Source organism: Actinocorallia libanotica (assembly GCF_039525175.1).
GTDB classification, from domain to species: Bacteria; Actinomycetota; Actinomycetes; order Streptosporangiales; family Streptosporangiaceae; genus Actinocorallia; species Actinocorallia libanotica.
The window spans coordinates 84,099-107,221 of sequence record NZ_BAAAHH010000029.1 but is presented as its reverse complement, the minus strand read 5'-3'; the positions used below and the strand labels follow the sequence as shown (position 1 = coordinate 107,221).

Here is a 23,123-nt window from a genome sequence, read left to right as displayed (position 1 = left end):
GGGCGCCGCCCCCCCCCCCCCCCCCCGCCGCGCCAGCGCGAGCTGGACGTAGAAGGCCTCGTCCCACTTCAGGCGGCGCCGGGCCGCGGCGAGCTCCTCCTCGTCGCGGGGGCGGTGGATGCGCTCCAGCGCCTCGGCCAGCGGGATCAGGTGGTGCCGAGCCAGCACCTCGGGCGGCATGGGGTCGGGCACCTGCAGGTCGGGGAGGTCCAGGACGTAGTCCACCGTCCGTTTGATCTTCCAGGAGGCGATCTCCTTGGCCGCCGGGTAGATCGGGATCGGCCTGGTGGCGTACTCCTCAACCGCCTCGGCGGACGCCCGTTCGGGGATGACCTCGAAGTCGGGGTGGTTGAGCTGGACCTTGCCGCGGAAGCTCCCGACCCTGCCCGCGATCATCGCCAGGGTGCCCTGCTGCAGCTCCTTGTCGGCGCGGTGGACGCCGGTGCCGAAGAAGCTCAGCTGGAGGGTGTTGCCGGTGGCGTCCTGGACGGTCACCTCGAACAGCTGGTAGGGCCTGCGCTGGAGCTTGCGCAGCTCCCGCCGGATGACCCGGCCGACGATCGTGACGTCCTCGCCCTCGGCCAGCGAGGCGAGGTCGGTCAGCTCGCCGTGCCTGACGTAGCGGCGCGGATAGTGGCGCAGCAGGTCGCCCACGGTGCGCATGCCCCACTTGGACTCCAGGACCTTGGCGGGGTTCTTGGTCACCGTCGTCACGAGACCGCTGTTGAGACTCACCACGAGCCCATTACAGCCGATCCCGCCGACATCCGGCCCGCGCGCGGGCGGACGCGGCACGGCGGGGGTGAGGCGTCCCACGTGCGCGGGCGCCAACTTCCGGTCCGAACCGCCCATCAGAACACCATGTGGCCCGGCAGAATGGTAAAGATCACTCGGGTCACTTGCTTATTTCGGTAAAACCGGGCAATCCTTAAGTAAGTGCCCGGAAACCCCCCACAATGAAGTGGAGATCTTCCATGGTCACCCTGACCTCTACCGACTGCCTGCGCGAGCTCGCCGACCGGCTGACCGACCGCGGTCTGCGCGTCCGGATCGACCAGCCCATCGGCCGGCCGCGGGCACTGCACGTCAGCAACCCCGGCGTCTCCGGCTCCGCCGAGACCGTCTTCCTCGAGGACCGGGCCCTGTGGTGGTCCTGGGGCGACCTGCTGGCCGCGGAGAGCAACCTCGACGCCGCCGCCGCGGGCATCTGCCGGCTCCTGGGCGCGCCCGCGCCCTCCTGGAACTAGAACCCTCCCGGCCGGCCTCCGTCCGGCCGCCCCGAGGCCCCGGCCGCGGTGAACCTTCCTCATCCCCCTGAGGCTCACCGCGCCCGGGGCCTCCCCCTTCTCCGCCTACTCCACGCCGAACAGCACCGGGTAGAGCACCTGGCCCCCGTCGTAGACCGTCAGCTCCACGTCGGGACGCCGGGCCCGCAGCTCCTCGGCCACCTCGGCGACGAGGCCGGAGGGCACGCCCGTCCCGGTGATCAGCGTCACCAGCTCCCCGCCGCCCGACAGCATGCGGCCCAGCAGCTCCCGGGCGACCACGCCCGGCTCCGCGCCGATCAGCACCACATCGCCCTCCAGCAGCCCCAGCACATCGCCGGGCTGGCAGATGCCCACGCTGGTCATCGCCTCCTCCACGGCGATCTGGAGGCTCCCGAAGCGGGTGGCGCGGGCGGTGCCCGCCATCGCGATGACGTCCTCGTCGAAGGGCCGCCGCGGATCGTGCACGGCCAGCGCGGCGAGCCCCTGCACCGACGCCCGCGTCGGGATCACCGCGATCTTGACGCCGCTGTCGCGGGCCCGCGTCGCCGCCGCCTCGGCCAGTCCCAGCACCTCCGGCTCGTTGGGCAGCACCGCCACCTCGTCGCCGGCCAGCAGGATCGCCTCCACCAGGACGGCCAGCTGCGGCAGCCCGCCCGACGGGCGCCGCACCACCGCCGCCCCCGCCTCCTCGAACAGGGCGGCCAGGCCGTCAGCCGCGGTCACGGCCACCACGCCGCGGCCGGTGTGCGGGGCGCGCGGGGCCGGCGCGGTGCCCAGGTGGGTCACCCGGATGCGGTAGGCGCGGCCCGCCTCCAGGCCCGCTTCGATCGCCGCGCCCGCGTCGTCCACGTGGACGTGCACGTTCCACAGCCCGTCGCCGCCGACCACCACCAGCGAGTCGCCGAGCCCGTCCAGGGCGGCGCGCAGCTCCGGGATCCGCTCGTCCTCGGTCTCCAGCAGGTAGATGACCTCGTAGCCGTGGTCCTTCTCCTCGGGGCGCACGATGACGGCGCTCCGGCTCTCGTCCCGGGCGGGCACCTCGTAGCGTTCGGGGAACTCCTCGGTCGCCACCGCGGCGAGGGCGTCCAGCAGCACGCACAGGCCGGCTCCGCCCGCGTCCACCACGCCGCGCTCGGCCAGCACGTCCAGCTGGCCCGTCGTCTCCCGCAGCGCCCTGCGCGCCCCTCGCGCCGCCGACTCGGCCACCTCCGCCACCGACCGGCCGCCCGCCGCCTCCGAGGCCGCCCGCAGGACGGTGAGCATGGTGCCCTCCACCGGGTGCGCCACCGCGGCCCTGGCCAGCTCCGTCGCGTACGCCAGCGCCTCCTCCAGCAGGAGGCCGTCGGTGCGGCTCCCGGCCCCCAGGATCTCCGCGAGGCTGCGCAGGATCTGGCTGAGGATCACCCCGGAGTTGCCCCGCGCGCCCATCAGCGCGCCCCTGCTCAGCGCCCGCCACACCTGCGGCAGCGGCGCCTCCGGCGGCAGCCCGGCCGCGCCCTCGGCCGCCGCCAGGACGGTCAGGTGCAGATTGGTGCCGGTGTCGCCGTCGGGCACGGGGAAGACGTTCAGCGCGTCGATCTCCCGCCTGGTCCGGCCCAGGGCCTCGGCGGACAGCTCCACCCAGCGCCGGACCGCCGACGCGTCCAGAATGTCGAGCACCAGCACCTCCTAGGCTTCAGAGCGTATTCCGCAGTGGGGCGTCTTGTTCGTCACCTGGTGCGCGGATCCTCCGGAGACCTCCGCCTCCGATTCGCCTCCCGGGCCCCGGTGGGCTAACCTTGTGAGGCGTCCCCCGCGTGGGGACCTTTTCATGTCTTTCCGTGTGACCGCCCCGGCGCCGCCGTGTGCCCCGGGCCGTCCGTTTTCTCGACTGTTTGGAGTTACCGTGGCTGCCAACTGCGAAGTGTGCGGCAAGGGCCCCGGCTTCGGTATGAGCGTGTCCCACTCGCACCGTCGCACCCCGCGCCGTTGGAACCCCAACATCCAGCGCGTCCGCGCGGTCGTCAGCGGCACCACCAAGCGCGTGAACGTCTGCACGTCCTGCCTCAAGGCCGGCAAGATCCAGCGCCCCCTGGCCCGCTAGGACGCAACGCCCCTCGCAAGACCCGGTCGCCGCACGGCGCACCGGGTCTTCGCCGTCCGCCCGGCCCTCACCCGGCCGTCGCTCAGCCGGCCCTCACCCGGCCGTCGCTCAGCCGGCCCTCTCCGGCCCGCCGTCCTCTTCCGGCCCGTCCGCCTCCTCCGGCTCCGCGCCGCACCCGTGCGCCAGCAGCCACGCCAGGAAGCTCCGCCGGCCCTCGGCGGTGCCCTCGGCGAGCTCGACGCTCCCGGTGCCCGCCCGCACCCGCGCCGTCCGCCCCTCGCCCGCCGCCAGCCAGCGGCACAGCCCCTCGGCCAGGACCGCGGCGGTGGACCCGGAGAACAGCGAGACGGCCAGCGCGCCGCTGGCCATGGCCTTCCCGGGACCGTCCGGCGGAGGCAGCAGTGTCACGAAGTCCACCGCGAGCCCGTGCTCCCACAGCTCCCGGCGCAGCCTCCGGGCCAGCTCGTCGCCGCGGAACGGATCCGTGTCCGGCTCGGACACCTCGATCAGGGCCACCTGCGCCATCGCCCACCCCCTCTCACCCGAGTTCTTACTGCACGTCAATGAGAAGGACGCCGAGAATCGGGGGAATGGGTGCCGTTCTGAGATCTCAGTTTGAGATATTCAGCCGAACTTCCACCAGGGGTTTCGACATTACCGAGAAAAACGCCACAAGAGCGAAATGATCAAAGGGTCCGCATGCGCCAGCCGTGGTCGACCGGGCCGATCCCGGCGCCCAGCGGGAACCCGGCGGCCAGCGCCCCGGTGACGTACTCCTTGGCCGCCGCCACCGCCTCGGGAACGGTGTCGCCCAGCGCCAGCCGCGAGGCGATCGCCGAGGCCAGCGTGCAGCCCGTGCCGTGGGTGTGCCGGTTGTCGTGGCGCGGCGCGGTGAAGGTGTGCATCTCCTCGCCGTCGTAGAGCAGGTCCACCGGGGCGTCCGGAAGGTGCCCGCCCTTGACCAGCACCCAGCGGGGCCCGAAGGCCTTGACCGCCTCGGCGGCGCGCCGCTGGTCGCGCTCGGACTCCACCTTCACCCCGGTGAGGAGCTCGACCTCCCACAGGTTGGGCGTGACGACCTCGGCCACCGGCAGCAGGACCTGGCGCACCGCGTCGACGGCCTCCTCGGCCAGCAGCCGGTCGCCGTGCTTGCTGACGCCCACCGGGTCGACCACCACCGGCGCCCCGTGGCGCGCGAGCCGGGCGGCGACCACCTCCACCAGCGCGGTGGAGGCGAGCATGCCCGTCTTGACGGCCTGCGCCCCGATGTCGGACAGCACCGAGTCCAGCTGCGCCTCGACCGCCTCGGGCGGCAGCTCCCAGTACCCCTGGACGCCCAGCGAGTTCTGCGCGGTCACCGCGCACAGGACGCTCATGCCGTGCACGCCCAGGGCGAGCATGGTCTTGAGGTCCGCCTGGATGCCGGCGCCGCCGCCGGAGTCGGAACCGGCGACGGTCAGCACGCGGGGAGGGGCGATGGCCATGGTCAGACCCTATCGAACCGGGAGAGAAGCCTCAGGCGCAGTCGTATCCGTTGACCTTGCAGAGCGCCGGCTTGGACCAGGCGCCCTCGGCGGAGAAGGTCACCTTCGCCTTCTGGCGGCCTTCGAGCACGCTGAACCCGGTGAACCAGGTGGTGCCGCCGTTCTTCGCGGTCGTGTGCAGCGCGGCGCCTTCGGCCGAGACGATGACGGCGTTGGGGATGCGGAAGGACACCTTCCAGCCCTTGGCCGTCCGCGAGTCGTTGTGGACGACGGCCACCGCGGTGAAGCCGCCGGGGGTCGTCTCGTCGAGCTTGATCTCCACCCGCAGCGGCCGCTGCGAGACCGTGCGGGTGGACTGCTGGGGCAGCGACGCCTGCGACGGGCTCGCCGGAGCCGGGGAGCCGGTGTCCCCCGGCGGCTGCGCGCTCTTCTCCTCGCCCATGTCGGCGACCCCCTCGCAGCCCGCGCACGCCGCGGAGTCCTGCCCCGAAGGGGCGCCCGCGGGGAAGTTCAGCGAGATCTGCCGGGTGCTGAAGGCGGCCGCGATGACGCCGACCGCGGCGACCCCCGCCAGGAGGGGCATCAGCGGGGTGCGGCCCAGCCAGGCCATGCGCGCGGGTGCGGCGACCGGGGGCGCTCCGTCCGGAGGGGCCTCTTGTCCACTTGCCCTGTCCCAGAACTTGGTGTGTCGTCCCATCCCATCCTCTTCGTTCCTGGGATGTATACCAAAGCCCGACCAAGTCCGCCTACCGGATGAGCAACTCAAGCCCATTAAAAGACTCTTATTAACAAAGAAGCTGTCATTTAGCGACCAAAGTGGTCCCAGCCACCGCGCTCCACCCGACCGCCGTCCACGGTCACCCCCGCGCCCTCGACCACCTCGCCGACCACCCGCCACTCCGGCGGCAGCGGCCGGTCCGCGGGGAAAGTCCCGGCGAACGCGTGGTCCTCCCCGCCGGTCAGCGCGTCCCGCAGCGCCACCCCCTCGTCGAGCGGCACCAGCGCCGACGCCAGGGCGATCCCCACCCCGCCGCCCCGCGCCAGGTGCCCCAGGTCCTGCACGAGCCCGTCCGAGACGTCCAGAAGCGCCGTGGCGCCGAGGGCGCGCGCCTCCTCCCCCGCCGCGTAGGGCGGCTCAGGACGCCGGTGGGCGGCGACGAAGCGCTCGGGCACCTCCACCGCACCGCTCAGCCCCGCCAGGCCCGTGGCGGCCCAACCGAGCCTGCCGCGCACCGCCACCACGTCGCCGGGCCGGGCGCCCGTCCGGGTCAGCGGCGGCCGCCCGCCGAGGTCGCCCAGCGCGGTGACGGCCACCGTGATGGCCTCCGCGCCCACCGTGTCCCCGCCGACGATCGAGGCGCCCACCAGCGCGCACTCGTCCCGCAGCCCGTCGCCGAGCGCCTCGGCCCAGGCCACCTCCAGGGACGGCGGGGCGCCGAAGCCCACCAGCAGCGCCGTCGGCCGCGCGCCCATCGCCACGACGTCGGCGAGGTTCTGCGCCGCGGCCTTGCGTCCCACGTCGTAGGCGCTCGACCAGTCGGTGCGGAAGTGGCGGCCCTCCACCAGGAGGTCCATGGTGGCCGCGTAGCGCCCGTCCGGGGCCCGCACCACCGCCGCGTCGTCGCCCGGCCCCAGCTCCACCAGCGGCCCCTGCGGAAAGCGCCCGGTGAGCCGGGCGATCAACCCGAACTCGCCGGCCTCTGCGATCTCGATGGCGTCCCTCCCCTGAACTTCTCCGCCGGGTCAGGGTACGGTGACGATCAGTCGGCTTTTCTCCCACCCCTACCGGGAAGACCGCGATGGTGCAGGCCTATATCTTGATCCAGACCGAGGTCGGCAGGGCCGCCGAGGTGGCCGTGGCACTCGGCGCCCTCTCCGGGGTCGTCCAGTCCGACGACGTCACCGGACCCTACGACGTGATCGTGAAGGCGGCGGCCCCCAACATGGACGACCTGGGCAGACTCGTCGCCGCCGAGATCCAGACGGTGCCCGGCATCACCCGTACCCTGACCTGCCCTATCGTGCACCTGTGACACGATCGCCGCACCGAGGCGCCCTGCTCGGCCCCGTCCTCGCCGCGATCCTGGCGGTCTCCGCCTGCTCCGGCGGCCCCGTCCAGGTGACGGCCCCCTCGCCCGATCCCGCCGCCGCGCAGGCCTGCCGGGACCTGGAGCTCCCCGCGGAGGTCGACGGGCTGGAGCGCCGCGAGACCGACCCCGACACGCCCTACGTCGCGGTCTGGGGCAGCCCCCCGCTCGCGCTGCGCTGCGGGGTGCCCCGCCCGGTCGACCCGGACTCCGGCCTCATCGAACGCGTCGTGGCCATAGACGGCCTCGAATGGCTCCCCGAGGAGGCCGAGCGGCCGCGCGTGTGGACGTTGGTGGGCCGCGCCGCCTACGTCGAGGTGACGATCCCCGCCGAGTACGCCCCGGCGGGCTCTCCCCCCGGCGAGATCCTCACCGAGTTCACCCCCGCCCTGAAGAGGCTGCCCGAGAAGCCCGAGGGCGAGTACTGAGCCGGCCTCTTTTCCGCACATACCGGTCGACTCACGGTCCGAGACCGTCTTTTCCCGTGCAACGCCACGTGGCGCCGGTCACGTCCTGGGATCATGCGACCCATGCGACGTGCCCTCACCGCCGTGCTCGGCGCCTCGGTGCTCCTGGCCGGCTGCCAGAGCGCCCCGGACCGCTCCTCCCAGTCCGGGGAGGCGCCGCCGATGCGGCTGGTGTCCTACTCCGGCTGCGATGAGCTGCTGGAGTCGCTGCGCGCCTCCGCCGCCGCCCGGGTCGGCCCCTACGGTTTCGACTCGGGGATCCCCTACCTCCTCAACGACCTGCCCGCGGCGGCCGCCGGCCCGGTGCAGAAGAGCGCCACCGCCGCGAACGCGGCACCGCACTCGGGTACGAACGTGCACGAGGCCGGTGTGGACGAGCCCGACCTGGTGAAGACGGACGGCTCACGCGTCTACACCGTCGCCGAAGGCCGCCTCCAGATCATCGACGCGGCCTCCCGCAAGGTCGTGCACCGGCTGAAGCTGCCCGAGGAGTTCCAGGGCTCCGCCGACCTCCTCGTCAGCGGCGACCGCGCCCTGGTGATGCAGACCGGCTTCCCCTACACCGCGAAGCCCGCGGGCATCCTGCCCGCCCGCGGGTCGTCGATGTTGAACGTCCTGTACGTGGACCTGGCACGGCCGAGGATCCTCGGCCGGCTCAAGGCCGAGGGCACGCTGGTGGACGCGCGGCAGGTCGGCTCGGTGGCGCGGCTCGTCCTGCGCACCTCGCCCGACATCGACTTCCCCGACCTGGACTGGGGCCGTCCCGGCAGGCCGGAGCGCAAGGAGAAGCGGGCCGAGGAGCGCAACCGGGCGATCGTGCGCAAGGCGCCGCTGGAGGCCTTCCAGCCGCGCTACGACATCACGGTGGACGGGCGCAGGACGACGCACCGCGTGCCCTGCGAGCGGATCAGCCGCCCGCGGGACAGCGCCGACTCCCGAGAGATCAACATGCTCACCGTCCTCACCGTGGACCTCGCCCGGGGGTTCGGCGACGGAGCCCCCGTCTCCGCGGTCGCCGACGGGGACACCGTCTACGGCACCGGGCGGAGCCTTTACGTGACGGGTTCGTCCTGGGGCAGGCCGGTCACCCGGATCCACCGGTTCGCGATCGGCGACGGGGCGCCGCGCTACGCCGCCTCGGGCCAGGTGCGCGGCAGGCTGCTCAACCAGTACTCGATGTCCGAGCACGAGGGCCACCTGCGCGTCGCCGTCACCGACGACGACGCGCAGGTGGCGACCGTCCACGTGCTCAAGGCCGACGGCGGCCCGGCGCTGCGCGAGGTCGGCTCCCTGACGGGCCTGGGCCGGGGCGAGCAGATCTACGCGGTGCGGTTCGCCGGGACGCGCGGCTACGTGGTGACCTTCCGCCAGGTGGACCCGCTCTACGTCCTGGACCTCGCCCATCCCCGGCGCCCCCGATCCCTGGGCGAGCTGAAGATCACCGGTTACTCCGCCTACCTGCACCCCACCGCCGAGGGCCGCCTGCTGGGCGTGGGCCGCGAGGCCGACGCCAAGGGCCGCCCCCTGGGCGCGCAGATCTCCCTGTTCGACGTGACGGGCTCCCCGCGGCGGCTCTCCCGCCTCCACCTGCCCAAGGTCTACGACACCCAGGTCTCCTACGACCAGCACGCCTTCCTCCACTGGCCGCGGACCGGTCTGACCGTCCTGCCCGACACCGGCGGCAAGGCCCTCGTCCTGTCCGTCACCGACACCGCCATCACCCGCAAGGGCTCGGTGGGCCACCCGCGCGACGGCCAGATCCAGCGCTCCCTCGTCATCGGCGACGCCCTGTGGACGATCTCCCCCGAGGGCGCGAAGGTCAACGATGCCGCCACCCTCGCCCAGCGCTCCTGGATCCGCTGGAGCCGCTGACGCCCTGGAGCGCGGGGACCGGCCGGCGGACCTCCCCCTGGGGAGGTCCGTCAGCGCAGGCCGAGGGGGCGGTTCAGAGCGGTCTGGATCAGCCGGTCGACCAGGGCCGGGTAGTCCACTCCGGTGGCCGCCCACATCTGCGGGAAGGCCGAGGTCGGGGTGAAGCCCGGCATGGTGTTGATCTCGTTGAGCACCAGCTCGTGCTCGGGGGTGACGAAGAAGTCCACCCGGGCCAGGCCCTCGCAGTCCAGGGCGTCGAACGCGCGGACGGCGGTCTCCCGCAGCCGCTCGACCACCTCGGGCGGCAGGCCCGCCGGGATCTCCAGGCGGGAGGTGCCGTCGAGGTACTTGGTCTCGAAGTCGTAGAAGTCGTGCTGCCCGAGCATGACGATCTCGGCGGGCAGGCTCGCCTCGTTCGGGCCGTCCGCCACGCCCTGCAGCACGCCGCACTCCACCTCGACGCCCTCGACGCCGGCCTCGATGATCAGCTTGGGGTCGTGCTCGCGGGCCGCCTCGATCGCCGGGACGAGGTCCTCCTCGCGGGTGACCCGGGAGATGCCCATGCTGGACCCGGCGCGGGCGGGCTTGACGAACACCGGCCGGCCGAGCTGCTTGATCTCGTCCAGCTTGCGCTCGCGCTCCAGCCGCCACTCGCGGTCGGTGACGATCACGTACGGGCCCACCGGCAGCCCCCGCGCCTGCCAGATCAGCTTCATGAACGCCTTGTCCATGCCGGCGGCGCTGGCCAGGACCCCCGCGCCGACGTAGCGCACCCCGGCCAGCTCCAGCAGCCCCTGGATGGTGCCGTCCTCGCCGTACGGGCCGTGCAGCAGCGGCAGCACCACGTCCACCCCGTCGAGGGCGCGCTGCAGGTCGAGCTCCTCGGCGTCGCCGGGCACCTCGGGGAGCGTGCTCCCGGCGATGGCCAGGCTCCGCTCCGCGGGAACGCGCACCCACCGCCCGTCACGGGTGATGCCCACCGGCAGTACCTCGTAGCGGTCGCGGTCGATCGCGGCCATCACGCCGCCCGCGGTGACGCAGGAGATGGCGTGCTCTGAACTACGGCCGCCGAACACCACGGCCACTCTGATCTTCTCGGGCATGTTGCCTGACCCTACCGCCGGTCGGTGCGGGTCCTCTCCCTCCAGCAGGCCTATACCCCGTACCGCTCGGGTTTGGGCGAGCGCGACATGAGTTTGAGGGTGGCCTCCTCGATGGGCACACCGTCGTGCATGACCGCCGCCACCACCTCGGTGATGGGCATCTCCACGAAGTGCTTCTGGGCCAGCGTCAGCACCGGGCGCGAGGACTTCACGCCCTCGGCGGTCTGCTTGGTCACGGCGATGACCTCCTCCAGCGTCATGCCGCGGCCGAGGTTCTCGCCGAACGTGCGGTTGCGCGAGTAGGGCGAGCTGCAGGTGGCCACCAGGTCGCCCAGGCCGGCCAGGCCGGCGAAGGTCGGCTCCAGCGCGCCCAGCGCCACGCCCAGCCGGGTGATCTCGGCCAGGCCGCGGGTCATCAGCAGCGCCTTGGTGCTGTCGCCGAAGCCCAGGCCCGTGGCGATGCCCACGCACAGGGCGATGACGTTCTTGACCGCGCCCGCCAGTTCGCAGCCGACCACGTCGGTGCTGGTGTAGACCCGGAAGTAGGGGGTCATGCAGGCGGCCTGGAGCCGCTGGGCGGTCTCCTCGTCGCTGCACGCGGCCACGGCCGCGCCCGGCTCGCCGCGGGCGATCTCCATCGCGAGGTTGGGCCCGCAGACCACGCCGATGCGCTCGGGGCCGGCGCCCAGCACCTCGGCGATCACCTCGGACATGCGCAGGGTGGTGCCGGACTCGATGCCCTTCATCAGGCTGACCAGCACCGCGTCGGAGGGGATGTGCGGCGCCCAGGCCGCGAGGTTCTCCCGCAGGGTCTGGGCCGGCACGGCCAGGCAGACGAACTCCGCGCCCTCCAGCGCCTCGGCCAGATCGGTGGTCGCCCGCAGCCCCTCGGGCAGCGCCACCTCCGGCAGGTACTCGCCGTTGGCGTGCCGCTCGTTGACGTCGCGCACCACCTCGGCCCTGCGGCCCCACAGCACGACCTCGCAGCCGGCGTCCACCAGGACCTTCGCGAAGACCGTCCCCCAGGACCCCGCGCCCATCACCGCAACCCGTGTCACGTCTGTCTACGCTCCCTCGCACCTACGGTTCCGGACGGACTTGCCTGGGGTGGACATGCAGCTCCGGGGGTGGTCTCTGCCCGCGCAACTCACCCAGCAGCTCCGCGATCGCCCGCATGATGTCGTCCGACGCCGCTCTGAGCGTATCGGCGTCCAGGGGGCGCGCCGCATGGCCGGTCAGGTCCAGCGGCTCCCCGGCGAGCACCCGCATCGTCTTGCGGGGGAGCAGGCGCAGCCGGGAGCTGCCGTATCGCAGCAGGTCCTGCGCCCCCCAGTGGGCGACGGGGACGACCGGCGCCCCGCTGCTCAGGGCCAGCCGCGCCGCTCCGGTCCTGGCTGCCATCGGCCACAGGTCCGGGTCGCGGGTGCAGGTGCCCTCCGGATAGAAGACCAGGCACTCCCCCGCCGCCAGCGCCTCGCGCGCCTCCTCGTAGGCGAGCGAGGCCTCGCCGGTGGCGCGGGCGACGGGGATCTGCCCGATCAGCCTCAGCAGCCGCCCGGCGAGCGGGATCCGGAACAGCACGTCCTTGGCGAGGAAGACGGGGAAGCGCCCCGCCTCGTAGACGTAGTGGCCCAGGGCCAGGGGGTCGGCCTCCGACAGGTGGTTGGCCACCAGGATCACGCCGCCGGACGCCGGGATGCGGTGCCGGCCGCGCCAGTCGCGGCGCAGCAGCAGGAACAGCGGCGGTCTCAGGAGGGCGATGGTGAACAGGCGCCACCCTCGGGAGGATCGGTAGGTCATTGAGGGAGGACACCCCCTTACGGCGGTCTGGCGGACGAACGGGGACCGCAACACAATAATCTCGCCTCTGATGTCAAAGAACCTCTGGTCGATGATCGTTCCGGTGAAGCGGCTGTCCCTGGGCAAGTCCCGGCTGGCGTCCGCCGCCGGGGCGTACCGGGGCGAGCTCGCCCTGGCCATCGCGACGGACACCGTCGGCGCCGCGCTGCGCTGCGCCGCGGTGGGCGACGTGGTGGTCGTGACCGAGGACCCGCTGGCCGCGGAGCGGCTCGGCGGGCTGGGCGCGCTGGTCGTCCCGGAAGGGCCGGTGCCCGGGTTGAACGAGGCGCTGCGGCAGGGCGCCCGGTACGCCGCGCCGCGGGGCCTGGGGCTCGCCGCGCTGCAGGCCGACCTCCCCGCGCTGCGGCCCGGAGAGCTGGAGGCCGTGCTGGCCGGGGCCGAGCTCCTGCCCCGCGCCTTCCTCCCCGACCGCGCCGGGACCGGCACGGTGCTCTACAGCGCCCGCCCCGGCGAGGTGTTCGCCCCCGCCTTCGGAGGCGCCTCGCGGGACCGCCACCTGGCGCTGGGCGTGCCGGAGATCTCCGCCGGGCCGGTGCCCAGCGTCCGCACGGACGTCGACACCCTGGCCGACCTGAAGGCCGCGCTGGAGCTGGGCGTCGGGCCGCACACCGCGGCGGTGGCCGAGAAGATCCTGGCGGCGCATACCCGCTGAGCCCGCCGGGTAGCCTGCCGGGCGTGCGGGGCACCGTGAAAGGGTGACCCCTCGTAGTCGGTTGTCGTAGTCGGTTGCGACCCCTCGTAGGAGCGATGAGGACCATGCAGGGCACCGTGAAGGACTTCGACCCCGTCGAGCGCTCGGGCAGCGTGCTGCTCGACGACGGCAGCGAGCTGCCGTTCGACGCCGCCGCCTTCGACGCCGGCGGGCTGCGGCTGCTGCGGTTCGGCCAGCGGGTCAACCTCGCCTGGGACGGCGGGCGCGTCACCGCGCTCACCCTCTCGACGCTCCCCCTGCCCTAGGACCGCCCGCCCGGGGCCTCCCGGCCGCCTCCCGGCAAAGAGAGCGCCCGCACGCGGAACGTGCGGGCGCTCTTCCGGCGGGCGGGTGCTACTTGCCCGCCACCAGGTTCTTGAAGTCGGCCCCGGCCTTGAACTTGGGCACCGAGGTCGCAGGGACGTCGATGGTCTTGCCGGTCGCGGGATTGCGCGCGGTACGCGCGGGGCGATCCGCCTTCTCGAACGAACCGAATCCCGTGATGGCCACCTTCTCGCCCTTGGCCACCGTCGCCTGGATCGTGTCGAGGACCGCGTCCACGGCTTCGGCGGCCTCCTTCTTGCTGCCGCTCAGCCGTTCGGCGATCGCGTCGACCAGCTCACGCTTGTTCATAGGGTTTGCTCCTCCGGTTACCCCGTTGCGCCCCCGAAACTAAGGGCATCCCGGCAGCCGCACAATCACCCCGTGGCGAGTTTTCCCATGTCATGGCCGAAACCATCGTAAGAAAAGGGTGGTTCTATTGGGATTCGTTGGGATTCGCCCGGCGGGCACGCGGGTCGCGCTCACTCCGGCACGATGCCCCGGTCCATCTCGTCGAGGAAGACCGCCAGCCGCCGCGCCGCCAGTTCCTGGTCCCGCTTGGCCAGGTCGGTGATCGCCAGCAGGTGGCGGTGCAGCCGCATCCGCGACGGGCGCGGCAGCAGCGCGATCCGCTCGTGCGCCGCCCGCAGCCGGGCGGCGAGCAGCGTCAGCTCGGGGTCCTCCCATGCCGGCCCCGACGGCCGGACCTCGCTCGCGCCCATGCCGCCATTGTCGCAGTGGGGCGATCACCGGCCGTGCGCCGCCCCCTGCGCAACGGCCCGGAGAACACGGCGCGCACCCCGCGGAAAGGTGCTTCCGCGGGGTGCGCGCTCGTGGGGTCGGCCCGGCCCGGCTCGTGGCCCGGAGGACCGTTCTCGGCCCTGGTGCGGGCCGGGTCTACTGGGTGACCGGCAGCCAGGACGCCCGGCGGCCCTCGAAGGCCTCGATGTCCTCGGCGTGCCGCAGGGTCAGGCCGATGTCGTCCAGACCCTCCATCAGCCGCCAGCGGGTGTAGTCGTCCAGGTCGAAGGAGGCGGTGAGGCCGCCGGAGCGCACCTCGCGCTTCTCCAGGTCGACGGTGATCTCGGTGGCCGGGTCCTTCTCCACCGCGTCCTGCAGCGCGCCGACGGTCTCCTCGTCCAAGATGACCGGCAGCAGGCCCATCTTCGTGGAGTTGTTGCGGAAGATGTCGCCGAACCGGGAGGCGATGACCACCCGGAAGCCGTACTGCTGCAGCGCCCAGACGGCGTGCTCGCGGGAGGAGCCGGTGCCGAAGTCGGGGCCGGAGACCAGGATCGTGGCGCCCTCGTACACCGGGTTGTTCAGCACGAACTCCGGGTCCTCGCGCCAGGCGGAGAACAGGCCCTTCTCGAAGCCGGTCCGGGAGACCTGCTTCAGCCACACCGCGGGGATGATCTGGTCGGTGTCGACGTTGCTGCGCCGCAGCGGCACCGCGCGACCCGTGTGAACCGTGAACTTTTCCATCAGAAGTCCTCCTTACAGGTCGGCGGGGGCGGCCAGACGGCCCTTGACGGCGGTGGCGGCGGCGACGGCGGGCGACACCAGGTGGGTGCGGCCGCCGGGCCCCTGCCGGCCCTCGAAGTTGCGGTTGGAGGTCGACGCGCTGCGCTCGCCCGGGGTCAGCTTGTCGGGGTTCATCGCCAGGCACATCGAGCAGCCGGCCTCGCGCCACTCCGCGCCCGCCTCGGTGAAGACCTTGTCCAGGCCCTCGGCCTCGGCGTCCTTCTTCACCTGGACCGAGCCGGGGACGATCAGCGCGCGCACGCCGTCGGCGACCTTGCGGCCCTTGAGCACCTCGGCGACGGCCCGCAGGTCCTCCAGGCGGCCGTTGGTGCAGGAGCCGACGAAGACCGTGTCGACCTTGACCTCGCGCAGCGGGGTGCCGGCCTCCAGGCCCATGTACTCCAGGGCGCGCTCGGCGGCCTGCTTCTGGATCGGGTCGGCGAAGTCGTCGGGCGAGGGGACGTCCGAGCCCAGCGGGAGGCCCTGGCCGGGGTTGGTGCCCCAGGTGACGAACGGGGTCAGGGCGGAGGCGTCGATGACGACCTCCTTGTCGAAGACCGCGTCGTCGTCGGTGCGCAGGGTCTTCCAGTACTCGACGGCCGTGTCCCAGTCCGCGCCCTGGGGCGCGTTCGGGCGGCCCTCGAGGTAGGCGAAGGTGGTCTCGTCGGGGGCGATCATGCCGGCGCGGGCGCCCGCCTCGATGGACATGTTGCAGACCGTCATGCGGCCCTCCATCGACAGGGCGCGGATCGCCTCGCCGCGGTACTCGATGATGTAGCCCTGGCCGCCGCCGGTGCCGATCTCGGCGATGATCGCCAGGACCAGGTCCTTGGCGGTGACGCCCGGCGGCAGCGCGCCCTCGACGGTGACGGCCATCATCTTCGGCTTGACCTGCGGCAGCGTCTGGGTGGCCAGCACGTGCTCGACCTCGGAGGTGCCGATGCCGTGGGCGAGCGCGCCGAACGCGCCGTGGGTGGAAGTGTGGGAGTCGCCGCACACCACGGTCATGCCGGGCTGGGTCAGGCCCAGCTGCGGGCCGATGACGTGCACGATGCCCTGGCCGGCGTCGCCCATGGGGTGCAGGCGCAGGCCGAACTCGGCGGCGTTCTTGCGCAGCGTCTCCACCTGGGTGCGCGAGACCTGGTCGGCGATCGGCAGGTGGATGTCCTGGGTGGGGACGTTGTGGTCCTCGGTGGCGATGGTGAGGTCCGGGCGGCGGACCTCGCGGCCGCTCATGCGCAGGCCGTCGAACGCCTGGGGCGAGGTGACCTCGTGGACCAGGTGCAGGTCGATGTAGAGAAGGTCCGGCTCGCCCTCCACGCGACGCACGACGTGTGCGTCGTAAACCTTCTCGGCCAGTGTACGGCCCATCGTTCTCCCACCTCTCCATCGAGTTCCGGCTGAGTCTCCAGCCACCCTTCCAGGTCACCCCGAGTTGCGTCTCAAGTATCGAGACGGCAATATCGAGGTATGGACAACTCTAGCGGAGTCGGCGTACTGGATAAAGCAGTTCTGGTCCTCAACGCCCTGGAGGCCGGCCCCGCGTCGCTCGCCCAGCTCGTCAGCGCCACCGGCCTGGCCCGCCCCACCGCCCACCGGCTGGCCGTCGCGCTGGAGCACCACCGCATCGTCCACCGCGACACCCAGGGCCGGTTCATCCTCGGCCCGCGCCTGGCGGAGCTGGCCGTGGCGGCGGGCGAGGACCGGCTGCTGGCCATCGCCCAGCCCGTCCTCACCCAGCTGCGCGACCTCACCGGCGAGTCGGCCCAGCTCTACCGCAGGCAGGGCGACGTGCGGGTGTGCGTCGCCGCCGCGGAACGCTCCAGCGGCCTGCGCGACACCGTGCCCGTGGGGGCGGCGCTGCCCATGACCGCCGGTTCGGCCGCGCAGATCCTGCTCGCCTGGGAGGAGCCCGACCGCCTGCACCGGGGGCTGCGCGGCGCCAAGTTCACCGCCGCCTCCCTGGCCTCGGTGCGCCGCCGCAACTGGGCGCAGTCGGTGGGCGAGCGGGAGCCGGGGGTCGGCTCGGTCTCGGCCCCGGTGCGCGGCAGCGGCGGGCGGGTCATCGCCGCCATCTCCGTCTCCGGCCCCCTGGAGCGGCTCAGCCGCTCCCCCGGCCGGGTGCACGCCGCCCCGGTCGTCGCCGCCGCCGAGCGGATCAGCGAGGCGATGCGCCGCGGCGCCCAGGCCTGAGGACCGCGGCGCCCGGTCCGGGGCGCGGCCGCACGGCGGGTAGGCGCGGCCGCACGGCGAGACGGGCAAGGTAAGGGAAGGATCGAGGATTCCCCCCGGCGCGTGTCAGCACGCGCCCAGCGGCAATGCAGCCCCTGTGCTCCTTCTCCACGGCCTGCCGGCCGTCACCGCCGCCGACCTCGGTGCGGCCCGCATGCAGATGGCCCTCTCCCTGGGCTGGCACATCGTCGTCGCCTGCCTCGGCGTGGGCATGCCCGCCATCACCCTGCTCGCCGAGTGGCGCGGCCACCGCACCGGGGACGTGCACCACCGGCTGCTCGCCCGCCGCTGGGGCAGGGCGATGGGCGTGCTCTTCGCCGTCGGCGCGGTCTCGGGGACCATCCTCTCGTTCGAGATGGGACTGCTGTGGCCCGGGCTGATGGGCGTCTACGGGCAGGTCATCGGGCTGCCGTTCGCCCTGGAGGGCATCGCGTTCTTCATCGAGGCCATCTTCCTGGGCGTCTACCTGTACGCCTGGGACCGGCTCTCCCCGGGCAAGCACCTGCTCACGGGCATCCCCATCGTGGTGGCCGGGGTCGCCAGCGCCTTCTTCGTCGTCACCGCCAACGCCTGGATGCAGCACCCCACCGGGTTCGAGCTGCGGGACGGGCGCGTCACGGCGGTCAGCCCGTGGGCGGCGATGTTCAACCCCGCCACTCCCCCGCAGACCGTCCACATGATCCTCGCCGCGTTCATGGTCGCCGGGTTCGGCATCGCCGGGGTCTACGCGGTGGCGATGCTGCGCGGGCGGCGCGACCGCTACCACCGGCTGGGCTTCCTCATCCCCTTCACCGTCGCCGCGGTCGTCACCCCCGTGCAGATCGGCGTGGGCGACTGGGCCGCCCACCTCGTCGCCGAGAGCCAGCCGGCCAAGCTCGCCGCCATGGAGGGCGTCTTCGAGACCGCCAGGGGCGTCCCGCTGCACCTGGGCGGGGTCGCCGTCGACGACGAGCTGCGCTACTCGCTGGAGATCCCGTACGGACTGTCGCTGCTGGCGCACTGGGACCCCGACGCCGAGATCACCGGGCTGAACGCGTTCCCTCCCGCCGACCGGCCCCCGGTCAACGTGGTGCACTGGGCCTTCCAGATCATGGTGGGGCTCGGTTTCGCGCTGCTGCTCCTGTCGGCCTGGCTCGCCCTGTCCTGGTGGCGCCGCCGCGACCTGCCCGCCACGCCGTGGTTCCTGCGCGCCGCCGCGCTGTCCGGCGTCGCCGCCGTCCTGGCGCTGGAGGCGGGCTGGGTCGTCACCGAGGTCGGCCGGCAGCCCTGGATCGTCTACGGGATCATGCGCACCTCCGAGGCCGTCAACCCCGCGCCCGGACTGCTCTGGGGGTTCGTCCTCGTCACCGCCGTCTACGCCGTGCTGACCGCGGCGACCGTGTACGTGCTGCGGCGCATGGCCCGCGACAGGCCCGTGCCCCTGGCCCCGCAGGAGCGCGACGTCGCAGAGTTCAAGGTGATCTGACCATGCCGCTGGCCGAGATCCTGCTGGTCGTGCTGTGGGTGGGGCTGACCGCCTACGTGCTGTTCGGGGGCGCCGACTTCGGCGGCGGCGTGTGGGACCTGGTGGCCGGGACCGCCGAGCGGGGCCGGCCGCAGCGCGACGCGATCGAGCACTCCATCGGCCCCGTCTGGGAGACCAACCACGTCTGGCTGATCTTCGTCATCGTCATGGCCTGGACGGGCGTGCCCCCGGTGTTCGCCGCGATCGCCTCGACCCTCTACATCCCGCTGACCCTGGCGGCGCTGGGCATCATCGCCCGCGGCGCCGCGTTCGCCTTCCGCAAGGCCAGCACCCTGCCCTGGCAGCAGCGCCTGTTCGGCGCCACGTTCGCGTTCTCCTCGGTGTTCACCCCGTTCTTCCTGGGCACGGTCGCCGGGGCCATCGCCTCCGGACGGGTGCCGCCCGGCATCGCCGCGGGCCACCTGGTCACCAGCTGGTTCAACCCCACCTCGCTCATCAGCGGCGCCCTGGCCGTGGGGACCGCCGCCTACCTGGCCGCCGTCTACCTGACCCGCGACGCGCAGCGGGACGGAGACGAGGAGCTGGCCGAGCTCTTCCGCCGCCGCGCCCTGCTCGCCGGCGCCGCCACCGGGCTGCTGTCGGCCGCGGGCCTGCTCGTGCTGCGCGCCGACGCGCCCGGACTGTTCACCGAGCTGACCTCCGGCAGGGCCCTGCCCCTGCTGATCCTGTCGGTCGCGGCCGGTGTGGCCTCGCTCCCGCTGCTGTGGTGGCGCGCCTACCGCGCCGTGCGCGTCACCGCCGCGCTCGCCGTCACCGGCCTGCTGTGGGGCTGGGCGCTGGGCCAGTACCCGCGGCTGCTGCCGGGCGTCACCCTGCGGGACGCCGCCGCGACCGACGCCGTCCTGGCCGCCGCCCTCGGCTCCCTGGCCGTGGGCGCCCTGCTCCTCCTGCCCTCCCTGTGGTGGCTGTACGCCACCTTCCAGAAAGCGCCTCCGGCACCCGCTGACCGGGGACCCGTCGGGGAGGGGCCGTGAGCCGGGTGCGGTGGGGGATGCCGGTGTGACGGCCGGAACATTGACTCTCCGTCCAACAGGTGGGACGCTCCAGCACGGTGAAAGGCGGCGAGCGCCTGCTGAGCGGAGGGTCCATGACACCCGTCATCGAGATGCGCGAGGGGATCAGCCGGCGGGCGCGGTTGTTCGTGCTCTTCCTGCGGATGACGCTCCGGCCGCTGATGCACCGCATGCCCTTCACGCCCCGGGTCCTGCGCTACCTGTACCTCGTCGACGTGCTGGCGTTCTTCTTCATCTCGCCGCGCGGGACCAGGAAGCAGAAGGTGGACTTCGACGGGTTCAAGGCCGAGCTGGTCTGCGGGCCCGGCGTCGGGCGCTCCGAGCGGATCATCCTGTACTTCCACGGCGGCGGGTTCGTGGTCGCCGGGCTCAACACCCACCGGCGGATGGTCTCCCGCATCTCCGCGGCGGCCGGGGCGCCCGCGCTGTCGGTGGCCTACCGCCAGCTTCCCGAGGCCAACCTCGCCGGCAGCGTCGCCGACTGCGTCACCGCCTACCGCCACCTCCTGGACCGGGGCTACCGGCCGGAGCAGATCATCGTCGCCGGCGACTCCGCCGGGGGGTTCCTCTCCCTGGCCGCCCCGCTGAAGGCGATCCAGGAGGGACTGCCCGCCCCCGGCGGCATCGTCGCGATCTCCCCGCTGACGGACCTGGACGACGCCGCCAAGCTCGCGCACGAGAACCTGCGGCGGGACGCCTTCATCCCCGGGGACCGGCTGGGCCTGCTGCGCGAGCTGGTCCTGCGCGACATGGTGCCCGACCCGCTGCACTCCCCCGTCAACGGCGCCCTGGCCGACCTCCCGCCCGTCCTCATCCACGTGGGCACGACCGAGGTCCTGCGGGCGGACGCCGAGCTGATGGCCGAGCGCCTGAGCGCCGCGGGCGTCCCGGCGACGCTGACGCTCTGGGACCGCCAGCCCCACGTCTTCCAGATCTTCGCCGACCTGTGCCCCGAGGGGCTGGAGTCCATCGCCGAGATCGGCGCCTTCATCCGGGCCCTGCCCCTGGCCCGCCGCAGTACCGAAGTGGCCTAGAGGGTGATGCGGATCTTGCTCTGCTTGTGCGGGTTCTTCTCCCAGTCGTACATGAACCTGGCCTGCAGGCCGTGCTTGGCCGCCAGGTCGACCAGGGTCTCGGTGCGGTAGTAGAAGTCCTCGCGCAGCACCTGGTGCTCGGCCAGCTCGGTGCGGTCGAAGGTGAAGTCGAAGTAGCCCTCGGGGCGCAGGATGCGGCCGACGTGCGCGAAGCACTCCTCGACGATCTCCAGCGGGGTGTGGGAGAAGACGCTGTGCGCGTGGACGACGTCGAAGTGCGCGTCGGGCAGCCAGCCGAAGGTGAGGTCCTTGACCAGGCGGAGGCTGGGCAGCTTGTCCTGGAGCTCGTAGCGGATGACGGTGTCGTTGGCGGCGAGCAGGATGTCGGGCGAGATGTCGAGGCCGTAGTAGTTGCCGGCGTCCAGGTGCTCGATGATGCGCCAGCCGGCGCGCAGGTTGCCGCAGCCGACCTCCAGCACCCGGTGGTGCGGCGCCAGGCCGTGCGAGACGAGGTACTCGAACTGCAGGAGGCCGTTGCGCAGCCAGCTCTCCTCGGTCGGGCTGCCGACCGCTTTGTACGGGCTCTTCTCGGTGACGTCCGACCGCATGACCTCGCGGTAGTAGGCCACATGGTCCGGTGCGCCCGCGCGCAGCATGAGGTCGCGGGCGTACCGGCTCACGTAGGGGCGGATCCGGTCGGGATTCCGGATCGCGTACTGGATCTGGTACAGCAGGCTGGAACGCTGCCGACGCGTATAGGTCATGCAGGAATTCGTACACCCTGCGTGACGTCAGCGCCACTCAGCGTCCACTATGCGTAGAGGGCCTCGATCTCCGCGGCGTACTTCTCGGCGATCGGCCGGCGGCGCAGCTTCATGGTCGGGGTCAGCTCGTGGCCGCCCGGCTCCCAGTAGGACGGCAGGATCGCGAACTTCTTGATCTGCTCGACCCGGGAGAGCTTGGCGTTGGCGGCGTCCACGCCCGCCTGGACCTCCGCCGCCACCCGCTCGTCGGCGGCCAGGACGGCCGGGTCTGCCTCCAGCCCGTGCCTGAGGGCGAGCCCGGCGGCGGCGTCGGGGTCCAGCGAGAACAGCGCGACGTTGTAGGGCCTGGCCTCGCCGATGACGACGATGCCGCCCAGCAGCGGGGAGTGCGCCCGGACGGTGTTCTCGATGTTGCTCGGCGACATGTTCTTGCCCGCCGCGTTGATCATGATCTCTTTCTTGCGGTCGACGATGGTGACGTACCCGTCCCCGTCGATCGTGGCGATGTCGCCGGTGTGCAGCCAGCCGTCGGCGTCGATGGTCTCGGCGGTCTTCTGCGGGTCGTTGCGGTAGCCCTTCATCACCCACGGGCCGCGCACGAGCAGCTCGCCGTCCTCGCCGAGCCTCACCTCCATGCCGGGCAGCGGCGGGCCGACCGTGCCGACCTTGGCCCTGCCGACGGGGTTGCAGGTGGCCACGGAGGTCACCTCGGTCATGCCCCAGCCCTCGACGATGTTCAGGCCCATCGCGAGGAAGAACTCCAGCGTCTCCTTCGGGATGGCCGCCGCGCCGGAGAAGGCGTAGCGCATCCGGTCCAGGCCGAGCAGGGCGCGGATGTTGGCGAAGACGACCTCGTCGACGAACTCGTACTCCTTCAGGAGCTGCTCGGGCACCTCCTCGCCCGCCTGCTCCAGCGCCACCTTGCGCAGCCCCACCTCGAAGGCGCCCTCGACGGCCTTGCGCTTGTCCTCGTCCGCGCCGGCCAGCATCGCCTGGATGCCGTTCTTCATCTTCTCCCACACGCGCGGGACCGCGACCCAGACGTCGGGGTGCACCTCGGTGAGCGCGCCGAGGATCCCGGTCATGTCCGCGACGCAGGTCACGACCGTGCCCTGCCACATGTGCATCCAGTGGCTGCCCATGCGGTCCACGGCGTGCGCGGCCGGCAGGTAGGAGGTGACGTTGTCGCCCCGGCGGACGGGGTAGCCCTTCTGGAAGGCCTCGATGTTGGCCAGCACCGTGCGGTGGGTGACCTCGACGCCCTTGGGCGGGCCGGTGGTGCCGGAGGTGTAGATGAGGGTGACGACGTTCTCGGGGTCGACCGACCTCCAGGCGGCCTCGAAGTCGAACGCGTCGTCGGTCTCCAGTGCGCCGAGGTCGGCCACGTCGATCAGGTGGTCGACCGAGGCCGCGCCGCCCTCGGTGATCCTGCCGATGAACTGCTTCTCGGCCACCACGACCTTCGGCCCGGCGTGGCCGATGATGTAGGCGATCTGCTCGGGCGAGCTGGTGTTGTAGATGGAGAACGGGATCGCGCCCAGGTGCAGGGCGGCGCTGTCCACGAAGTGGAACTCCGGCCGGTTGGTCAGCATCATCGCGACCCGGTCGCCGGCCCGCACTCCCAGTCTGCGCAGGGCGCGAGCGATCCGTTCGACCTCGGCGGCGTACTGGGTCCACGTATGGACGGCGGCGTCGCCGGGGGTGCGCAGCGCCACCGCGTCCGGCAGCGCCTCCGCGGTCAGGTGGAACGCCTCGACCAGGGTCCTGGGGGTAGGGGACATGCTCGCTCCTGCGG

General features: G+C 72.6%; 26 protein-coding genes. 11 read left to right on the top strand and 15 right to left on the bottom strand.

Features of this window, described 5'->3' with window-relative positions; genetic code table 11:
• A partial coding sequence (locus ABD140_RS29215; protein ID WP_344244244.1) for an OB-fold nucleic acid binding domain-containing protein occupies positions 1 to 738 on the bottom strand: 738 nt, incomplete at its 3' end.
• A gap of 236 nt (positions 739 to 974) precedes the next feature.
• Here ABD140_RS29215 and ABD140_RS29210 point away from each other — a divergent pair.
• Positions 975 to 1,247: a hypothetical protein gene (locus ABD140_RS29210; RefSeq protein WP_344244243.1), complete on the top strand. Its 273-nt coding sequence runs from the start codon at positions 975 to 977 to the stop codon at positions 1,245 to 1,247.
• Between the two features lie 105 nt (positions 1,248 to 1,352).
• On the opposite strand, the gene ABD140_RS29205 is transcribed toward ABD140_RS29210, so the two are convergent.
• Positions 1,353 to 2,927, bottom strand: a complete 1,575-nt coding sequence (locus tag ABD140_RS29205; RefSeq protein ID WP_344244242.1) for a DAK2 domain-containing protein — start codon at positions 2,925 to 2,927, stop codon at positions 1,353 to 1,355.
• Between the two features lie 226 nt (positions 2,928 to 3,153).
• Between ABD140_RS29205 and rpmB the strand changes: the two genes are divergently transcribed.
• Positions 3,154 to 3,351, top strand: coding sequence for a 50S ribosomal protein L28 (gene rpmB / locus ABD140_RS29200; RefSeq protein WP_344244241.1), 198 nt, complete (start codon positions 3,154 to 3,156; stop codon positions 3,349 to 3,351).
• Between the two features lie 108 nt (positions 3,352 to 3,459).
• On the opposite strand, the gene ABD140_RS29195 is transcribed toward rpmB, so the two are convergent.
• The 4 genes from ABD140_RS29195 to ABD140_RS29180 form a co-directional block, all read right to left on the bottom strand.
• Positions 3,460 to 3,876: a hypothetical protein gene (locus tag ABD140_RS29195; protein ID WP_344244240.1), complete on the bottom strand. Its 417-nt coding sequence runs from the start codon at positions 3,874 to 3,876 to the stop codon at positions 3,460 to 3,462.
• 161 nt (positions 3,877 to 4,037) lie between these two features.
• Complete coding sequence (gene thiD, locus ABD140_RS29190; RefSeq protein ID WP_344244239.1) at positions 4,038 to 4,835, bottom strand: bifunctional hydroxymethylpyrimidine kinase/phosphomethylpyrimidine kinase; 798 nt, start codon at positions 4,833 to 4,835, stop codon at positions 4,038 to 4,040.
• Between the two features lie 31 nt (positions 4,836 to 4,866).
• Entirely contained in the window at positions 4,867 to 5,532 is a 666-nt protein-coding gene (locus ABD140_RS29185) for a hypothetical protein (protein ID WP_344244238.1), read from the bottom strand.
• Positions 5,533 to 5,639: 107 nt separating this feature from the next.
• Complete coding sequence (locus ABD140_RS29180; protein WP_344244246.1) at positions 5,640 to 6,548, bottom strand: thiamine-phosphate kinase; 909 nt, start codon at positions 6,546 to 6,548, stop codon at positions 5,640 to 5,642.
• Positions 6,549 to 6,634: 86 nt separating this feature from the next.
• On the opposite strand from ABD140_RS29180, the gene ABD140_RS29175 reads away from it, so the two are divergent.
• The 3 genes from ABD140_RS29175 (at position 6,635) to ABD140_RS29165 (ending at position 9,261) form a co-directional block, all read left to right on the top strand.
• The gene (locus ABD140_RS29175) at positions 6,635 to 6,868 is read left to right on the top strand and encodes an Lrp/AsnC family transcriptional regulator (RefSeq protein WP_344244237.1); all 234 of its coding nucleotides are present in this window, start codon (positions 6,635 to 6,637) and stop codon (positions 6,866 to 6,868) included.
• Positions 6,865 to 7,350 carry a DUF3515 domain-containing protein gene (locus ABD140_RS29170; RefSeq protein ID WP_344244236.1) on the top strand — a complete coding sequence of 162 codons (486 nt, stop codon included), beginning with the start codon at positions 6,865 to 6,867 and terminating at the stop codon, positions 7,348 to 7,350. The genes ABD140_RS29175 and ABD140_RS29170 overlap by 4 nt, the downstream gene beginning before the upstream one ends.
• Positions 7,351 to 7,452: 102 nt before the next feature.
• Positions 7,453 to 9,261: a beta-propeller domain-containing protein gene (locus ABD140_RS29165; protein ID WP_344244235.1), complete on the top strand. Its 1,809-nt coding sequence runs from the start codon at positions 7,453 to 7,455 to the stop codon at positions 9,259 to 9,261.
• Between the two features lie 50 nt (positions 9,262 to 9,311).
• On the opposite strand, the gene ABD140_RS29160 is transcribed toward ABD140_RS29165, so the two are convergent.
• The 3 genes from ABD140_RS29160 to ABD140_RS29150 are packed head-to-tail and all read right to left on the bottom strand — an operon-like array spanning position 9,312 to position 12,164.
• The gene (locus ABD140_RS29160) at positions 9,312 to 10,364 is read right to left on the bottom strand and encodes a D-alanine--D-alanine ligase family protein (protein WP_344244234.1); all 1,053 of its coding nucleotides are present in this window, start codon (positions 10,362 to 10,364) and stop codon (positions 9,312 to 9,314) included.
• A 50-nt stretch (positions 10,365 to 10,414) separates the two neighbouring features.
• On the bottom strand, positions 10,415 to 11,422 hold the full coding sequence (locus ABD140_RS29155; RefSeq protein WP_344244233.1) for an NAD(P)H-dependent glycerol-3-phosphate dehydrogenase: 1,008 nt from the start codon (positions 11,420 to 11,422) through the stop codon (positions 10,415 to 10,417).
• Positions 11,423 to 11,444: 22 nt separating this feature from the next.
• Positions 11,445 to 12,164, bottom strand: coding sequence for a lysophospholipid acyltransferase family protein (locus ABD140_RS29150; protein WP_344244232.1), 720 nt, complete (start codon positions 12,162 to 12,164; stop codon positions 11,445 to 11,447).
• A gap of 70 nt (positions 12,165 to 12,234) precedes the next feature.
• On the opposite strand from ABD140_RS29150, the gene cofC reads away from it, so the two are divergent.
• The gene (gene cofC / locus ABD140_RS29145; protein WP_344244231.1) at positions 12,235 to 12,876 is read left to right on the top strand and encodes a 2-phospho-L-lactate guanylyltransferase; all 642 of its coding nucleotides are present in this window, start codon (positions 12,235 to 12,237) and stop codon (positions 12,874 to 12,876) included.
• A gap of 95 nt (positions 12,877 to 12,971) precedes the next feature.
• Positions 12,972 to 13,181 (top strand): cold-shock protein, encoded by a 210-nt coding sequence (locus ABD140_RS29140; RefSeq protein ID WP_344244230.1) that lies wholly within the window; start codon positions 12,972 to 12,974, stop codon positions 13,179 to 13,181.
• Positions 13,182 to 13,269: 88 nt separating this feature from the next.
• Here ABD140_RS29140 and ABD140_RS29135 read toward each other — a convergent pair whose 3' ends face one another.
• The 4 genes from ABD140_RS29135 to leuC all read right to left on the bottom strand — a co-directional run bounded on the left by ABD140_RS29135 (position 13,270) and on the right by leuC (position 16,131).
• Positions 13,270 to 13,548 (bottom strand): HU family DNA-binding protein, encoded by a 279-nt coding sequence (locus ABD140_RS29135; RefSeq protein ID WP_344244229.1) that lies wholly within the window; start codon positions 13,546 to 13,548, stop codon positions 13,270 to 13,272.
• Between the two features lie 170 nt (positions 13,549 to 13,718).
• Positions 13,719 to 13,958 carry an SCO5555 family protein gene (locus ABD140_RS29130; RefSeq protein WP_344244228.1) on the bottom strand — a complete coding sequence of 80 codons (240 nt, stop codon included), beginning with the start codon at positions 13,956 to 13,958 and terminating at the stop codon, positions 13,719 to 13,721.
• A 175-nt stretch (positions 13,959 to 14,133) separates the two neighbouring features.
• Positions 14,134 to 14,721 (bottom strand): 3-isopropylmalate dehydratase small subunit, encoded by a 588-nt coding sequence (leuD, locus tag ABD140_RS29125; protein ID WP_344244227.1) that lies wholly within the window; start codon positions 14,719 to 14,721, stop codon positions 14,134 to 14,136.
• A 12-nt stretch (positions 14,722 to 14,733) separates the two neighbouring features.
• Positions 14,734 to 16,131 carry a 3-isopropylmalate dehydratase large subunit gene (leuC, locus tag ABD140_RS29120; RefSeq protein ID WP_344244226.1) on the bottom strand — a complete coding sequence of 466 codons (1,398 nt, stop codon included), beginning with the start codon at positions 16,129 to 16,131 and terminating at the stop codon, positions 14,734 to 14,736.
• Between the two features lie 99 nt (positions 16,132 to 16,230).
• Here leuC and ABD140_RS29115 point away from each other — a divergent pair, with 99 nt between their 5' ends.
• The 4 genes from ABD140_RS29115 to ABD140_RS29100 all read left to right on the top strand — a co-directional run bounded on the left by ABD140_RS29115 (position 16,231) and on the right by ABD140_RS29100 (position 20,564).
• Positions 16,231 to 16,953 carry an IclR family transcriptional regulator gene (locus tag ABD140_RS29115; RefSeq protein WP_344244225.1) on the top strand — a complete coding sequence of 241 codons (723 nt, stop codon included), beginning with the start codon at positions 16,231 to 16,233 and terminating at the stop codon, positions 16,951 to 16,953.
• A gap of 136 nt (positions 16,954 to 17,089) precedes the next feature.
• Positions 17,090 to 18,457: a cytochrome ubiquinol oxidase subunit I gene (locus tag ABD140_RS29110; RefSeq protein WP_344244224.1), complete on the top strand. Its 1,368-nt coding sequence runs from the start codon at positions 17,090 to 17,092 to the stop codon at positions 18,455 to 18,457.
• A gap of 2 nt (positions 18,458 to 18,459) precedes the next feature.
• On the top strand, positions 18,460 to 19,491 hold the full coding sequence (locus tag ABD140_RS29105; RefSeq protein WP_344244223.1) for a cytochrome d ubiquinol oxidase subunit II: 1,032 nt from the start codon (positions 18,460 to 18,462) through the stop codon (positions 19,489 to 19,491).
• A 113-nt stretch (positions 19,492 to 19,604) separates the two neighbouring features.
• Complete coding sequence (locus tag ABD140_RS29100) at positions 19,605 to 20,564, top strand: alpha/beta hydrolase (RefSeq protein ID WP_344244222.1); 960 nt, start codon at positions 19,605 to 19,607, stop codon at positions 20,562 to 20,564.
• Here the strand turns inward: ABD140_RS29100 and ABD140_RS29095 are convergent.
• Complete coding sequence (locus ABD140_RS29095) at positions 20,561 to 21,328, bottom strand: class I SAM-dependent methyltransferase (RefSeq protein ID WP_344244221.1); 768 nt, start codon at positions 21,326 to 21,328, stop codon at positions 20,561 to 20,563. The genes ABD140_RS29100 and ABD140_RS29095 overlap by 4 nt on opposite strands.
• Positions 21,329 to 21,375: 47 nt before the next feature.
• Positions 21,376 to 23,109, bottom strand: a complete 1,734-nt coding sequence (locus ABD140_RS29090; RefSeq protein ID WP_344244220.1) for an AMP-dependent synthetase/ligase — start codon at positions 23,107 to 23,109, stop codon at positions 21,376 to 21,378.
• Positions 23,110 to 23,123: the final 14 nt, after the last annotated feature.

What these genes read in the sequence shown, in the direction of transcription:
- ABD140_RS29210 (WP_344244243.1), top strand. Translation starts at nt 975, where the DNA reads ATGGTCACCCTGACCTCTACCGACTGCCTGCGCGAGCTCGCCGACCGG.
- ABD140_RS29195 (WP_344244240.1), bottom strand. Translation starts at nt 3,876, where the DNA reads ATGGCGCAGGTGGCCCTGATCGAGGTGTCCGAGCCGGACACGGATCCG.
- thiD (WP_344244239.1), bottom strand. Translation starts at nt 4,835, where the DNA reads ATGGCCATCGCCCCTCCCCGCGTGCTGACCGTCGCCGGTTCCGACTCC.
- ABD140_RS29185 (WP_344244238.1), bottom strand. Translation starts at nt 5,532, where the DNA reads ATGGGACGACACACCAAGTTCTGGGACAGGGCAAGTGGACAAGAGGCC.
- ABD140_RS29175 (WP_344244237.1), top strand. Translation starts at nt 6,635, where the DNA reads ATGGTGCAGGCCTATATCTTGATCCAGACCGAGGTCGGCAGGGCCGCC.
- ABD140_RS29165 (WP_344244235.1), top strand. Translation starts at nt 7,453, where the DNA reads ATGCGACGTGCCCTCACCGCCGTGCTCGGCGCCTCGGTGCTCCTGGCC.
- ABD140_RS29160 (WP_344244234.1), bottom strand. Translation starts at nt 10,364, where the DNA reads ATGCCCGAGAAGATCAGAGTGGCCGTGGTGTTCGGCGGCCGTAGTTCA.
- ABD140_RS29150 (WP_344244232.1), bottom strand. Translation starts at nt 12,164, where the DNA reads ATGACCTACCGATCCTCCCGAGGGTGGCGCCTGTTCACCATCGCCCTC.
- cofC (WP_344244231.1), top strand. Translation starts at nt 12,235, where the DNA reads ATGTCAAAGAACCTCTGGTCGATGATCGTTCCGGTGAAGCGGCTGTCC.
- ABD140_RS29140 (WP_344244230.1), top strand. Translation starts at nt 12,972, where the DNA reads ATGAGGACCATGCAGGGCACCGTGAAGGACTTCGACCCCGTCGAGCGC.
- ABD140_RS29135 (WP_344244229.1), bottom strand. Translation starts at nt 13,548, where the DNA reads ATGAACAAGCGTGAGCTGGTCGACGCGATCGCCGAACGGCTGAGCGGC.
- ABD140_RS29130 (WP_344244228.1), bottom strand. Translation starts at nt 13,958, where the DNA reads ATGGGCGCGAGCGAGGTCCGGCCGTCGGGGCCGGCATGGGAGGACCCC.
- leuD (WP_344244227.1), bottom strand. Translation starts at nt 14,721, where the DNA reads ATGGAAAAGTTCACGGTTCACACGGGTCGCGCGGTGCCGCTGCGGCGC.
- leuC (WP_344244226.1), bottom strand. Translation starts at nt 16,131, where the DNA reads ATGGGCCGTACACTGGCCGAGAAGGTTTACGACGCACACGTCGTGCGT.
- ABD140_RS29115 (WP_344244225.1), top strand. Translation starts at nt 16,231, where the DNA reads ATGGACAACTCTAGCGGAGTCGGCGTACTGGATAAAGCAGTTCTGGTC.
- ABD140_RS29105 (WP_344244223.1), top strand. Translation starts at nt 18,460, where the DNA reads ATGCCGCTGGCCGAGATCCTGCTGGTCGTGCTGTGGGTGGGGCTGACC.
- ABD140_RS29100 (WP_344244222.1), top strand. Translation starts at nt 19,605, where the DNA reads ATGACACCCGTCATCGAGATGCGCGAGGGGATCAGCCGGCGGGCGCGG.
- ABD140_RS29095 (WP_344244221.1), bottom strand. Translation starts at nt 21,328, where the DNA reads ATGACCTATACGCGTCGGCAGCGTTCCAGCCTGCTGTACCAGATCCAG.
- ABD140_RS29090 (WP_344244220.1), bottom strand. Translation starts at nt 23,109, where the DNA reads ATGTCCCCTACCCCCAGGACCCTGGTCGAGGCGTTCCACCTGACCGCG.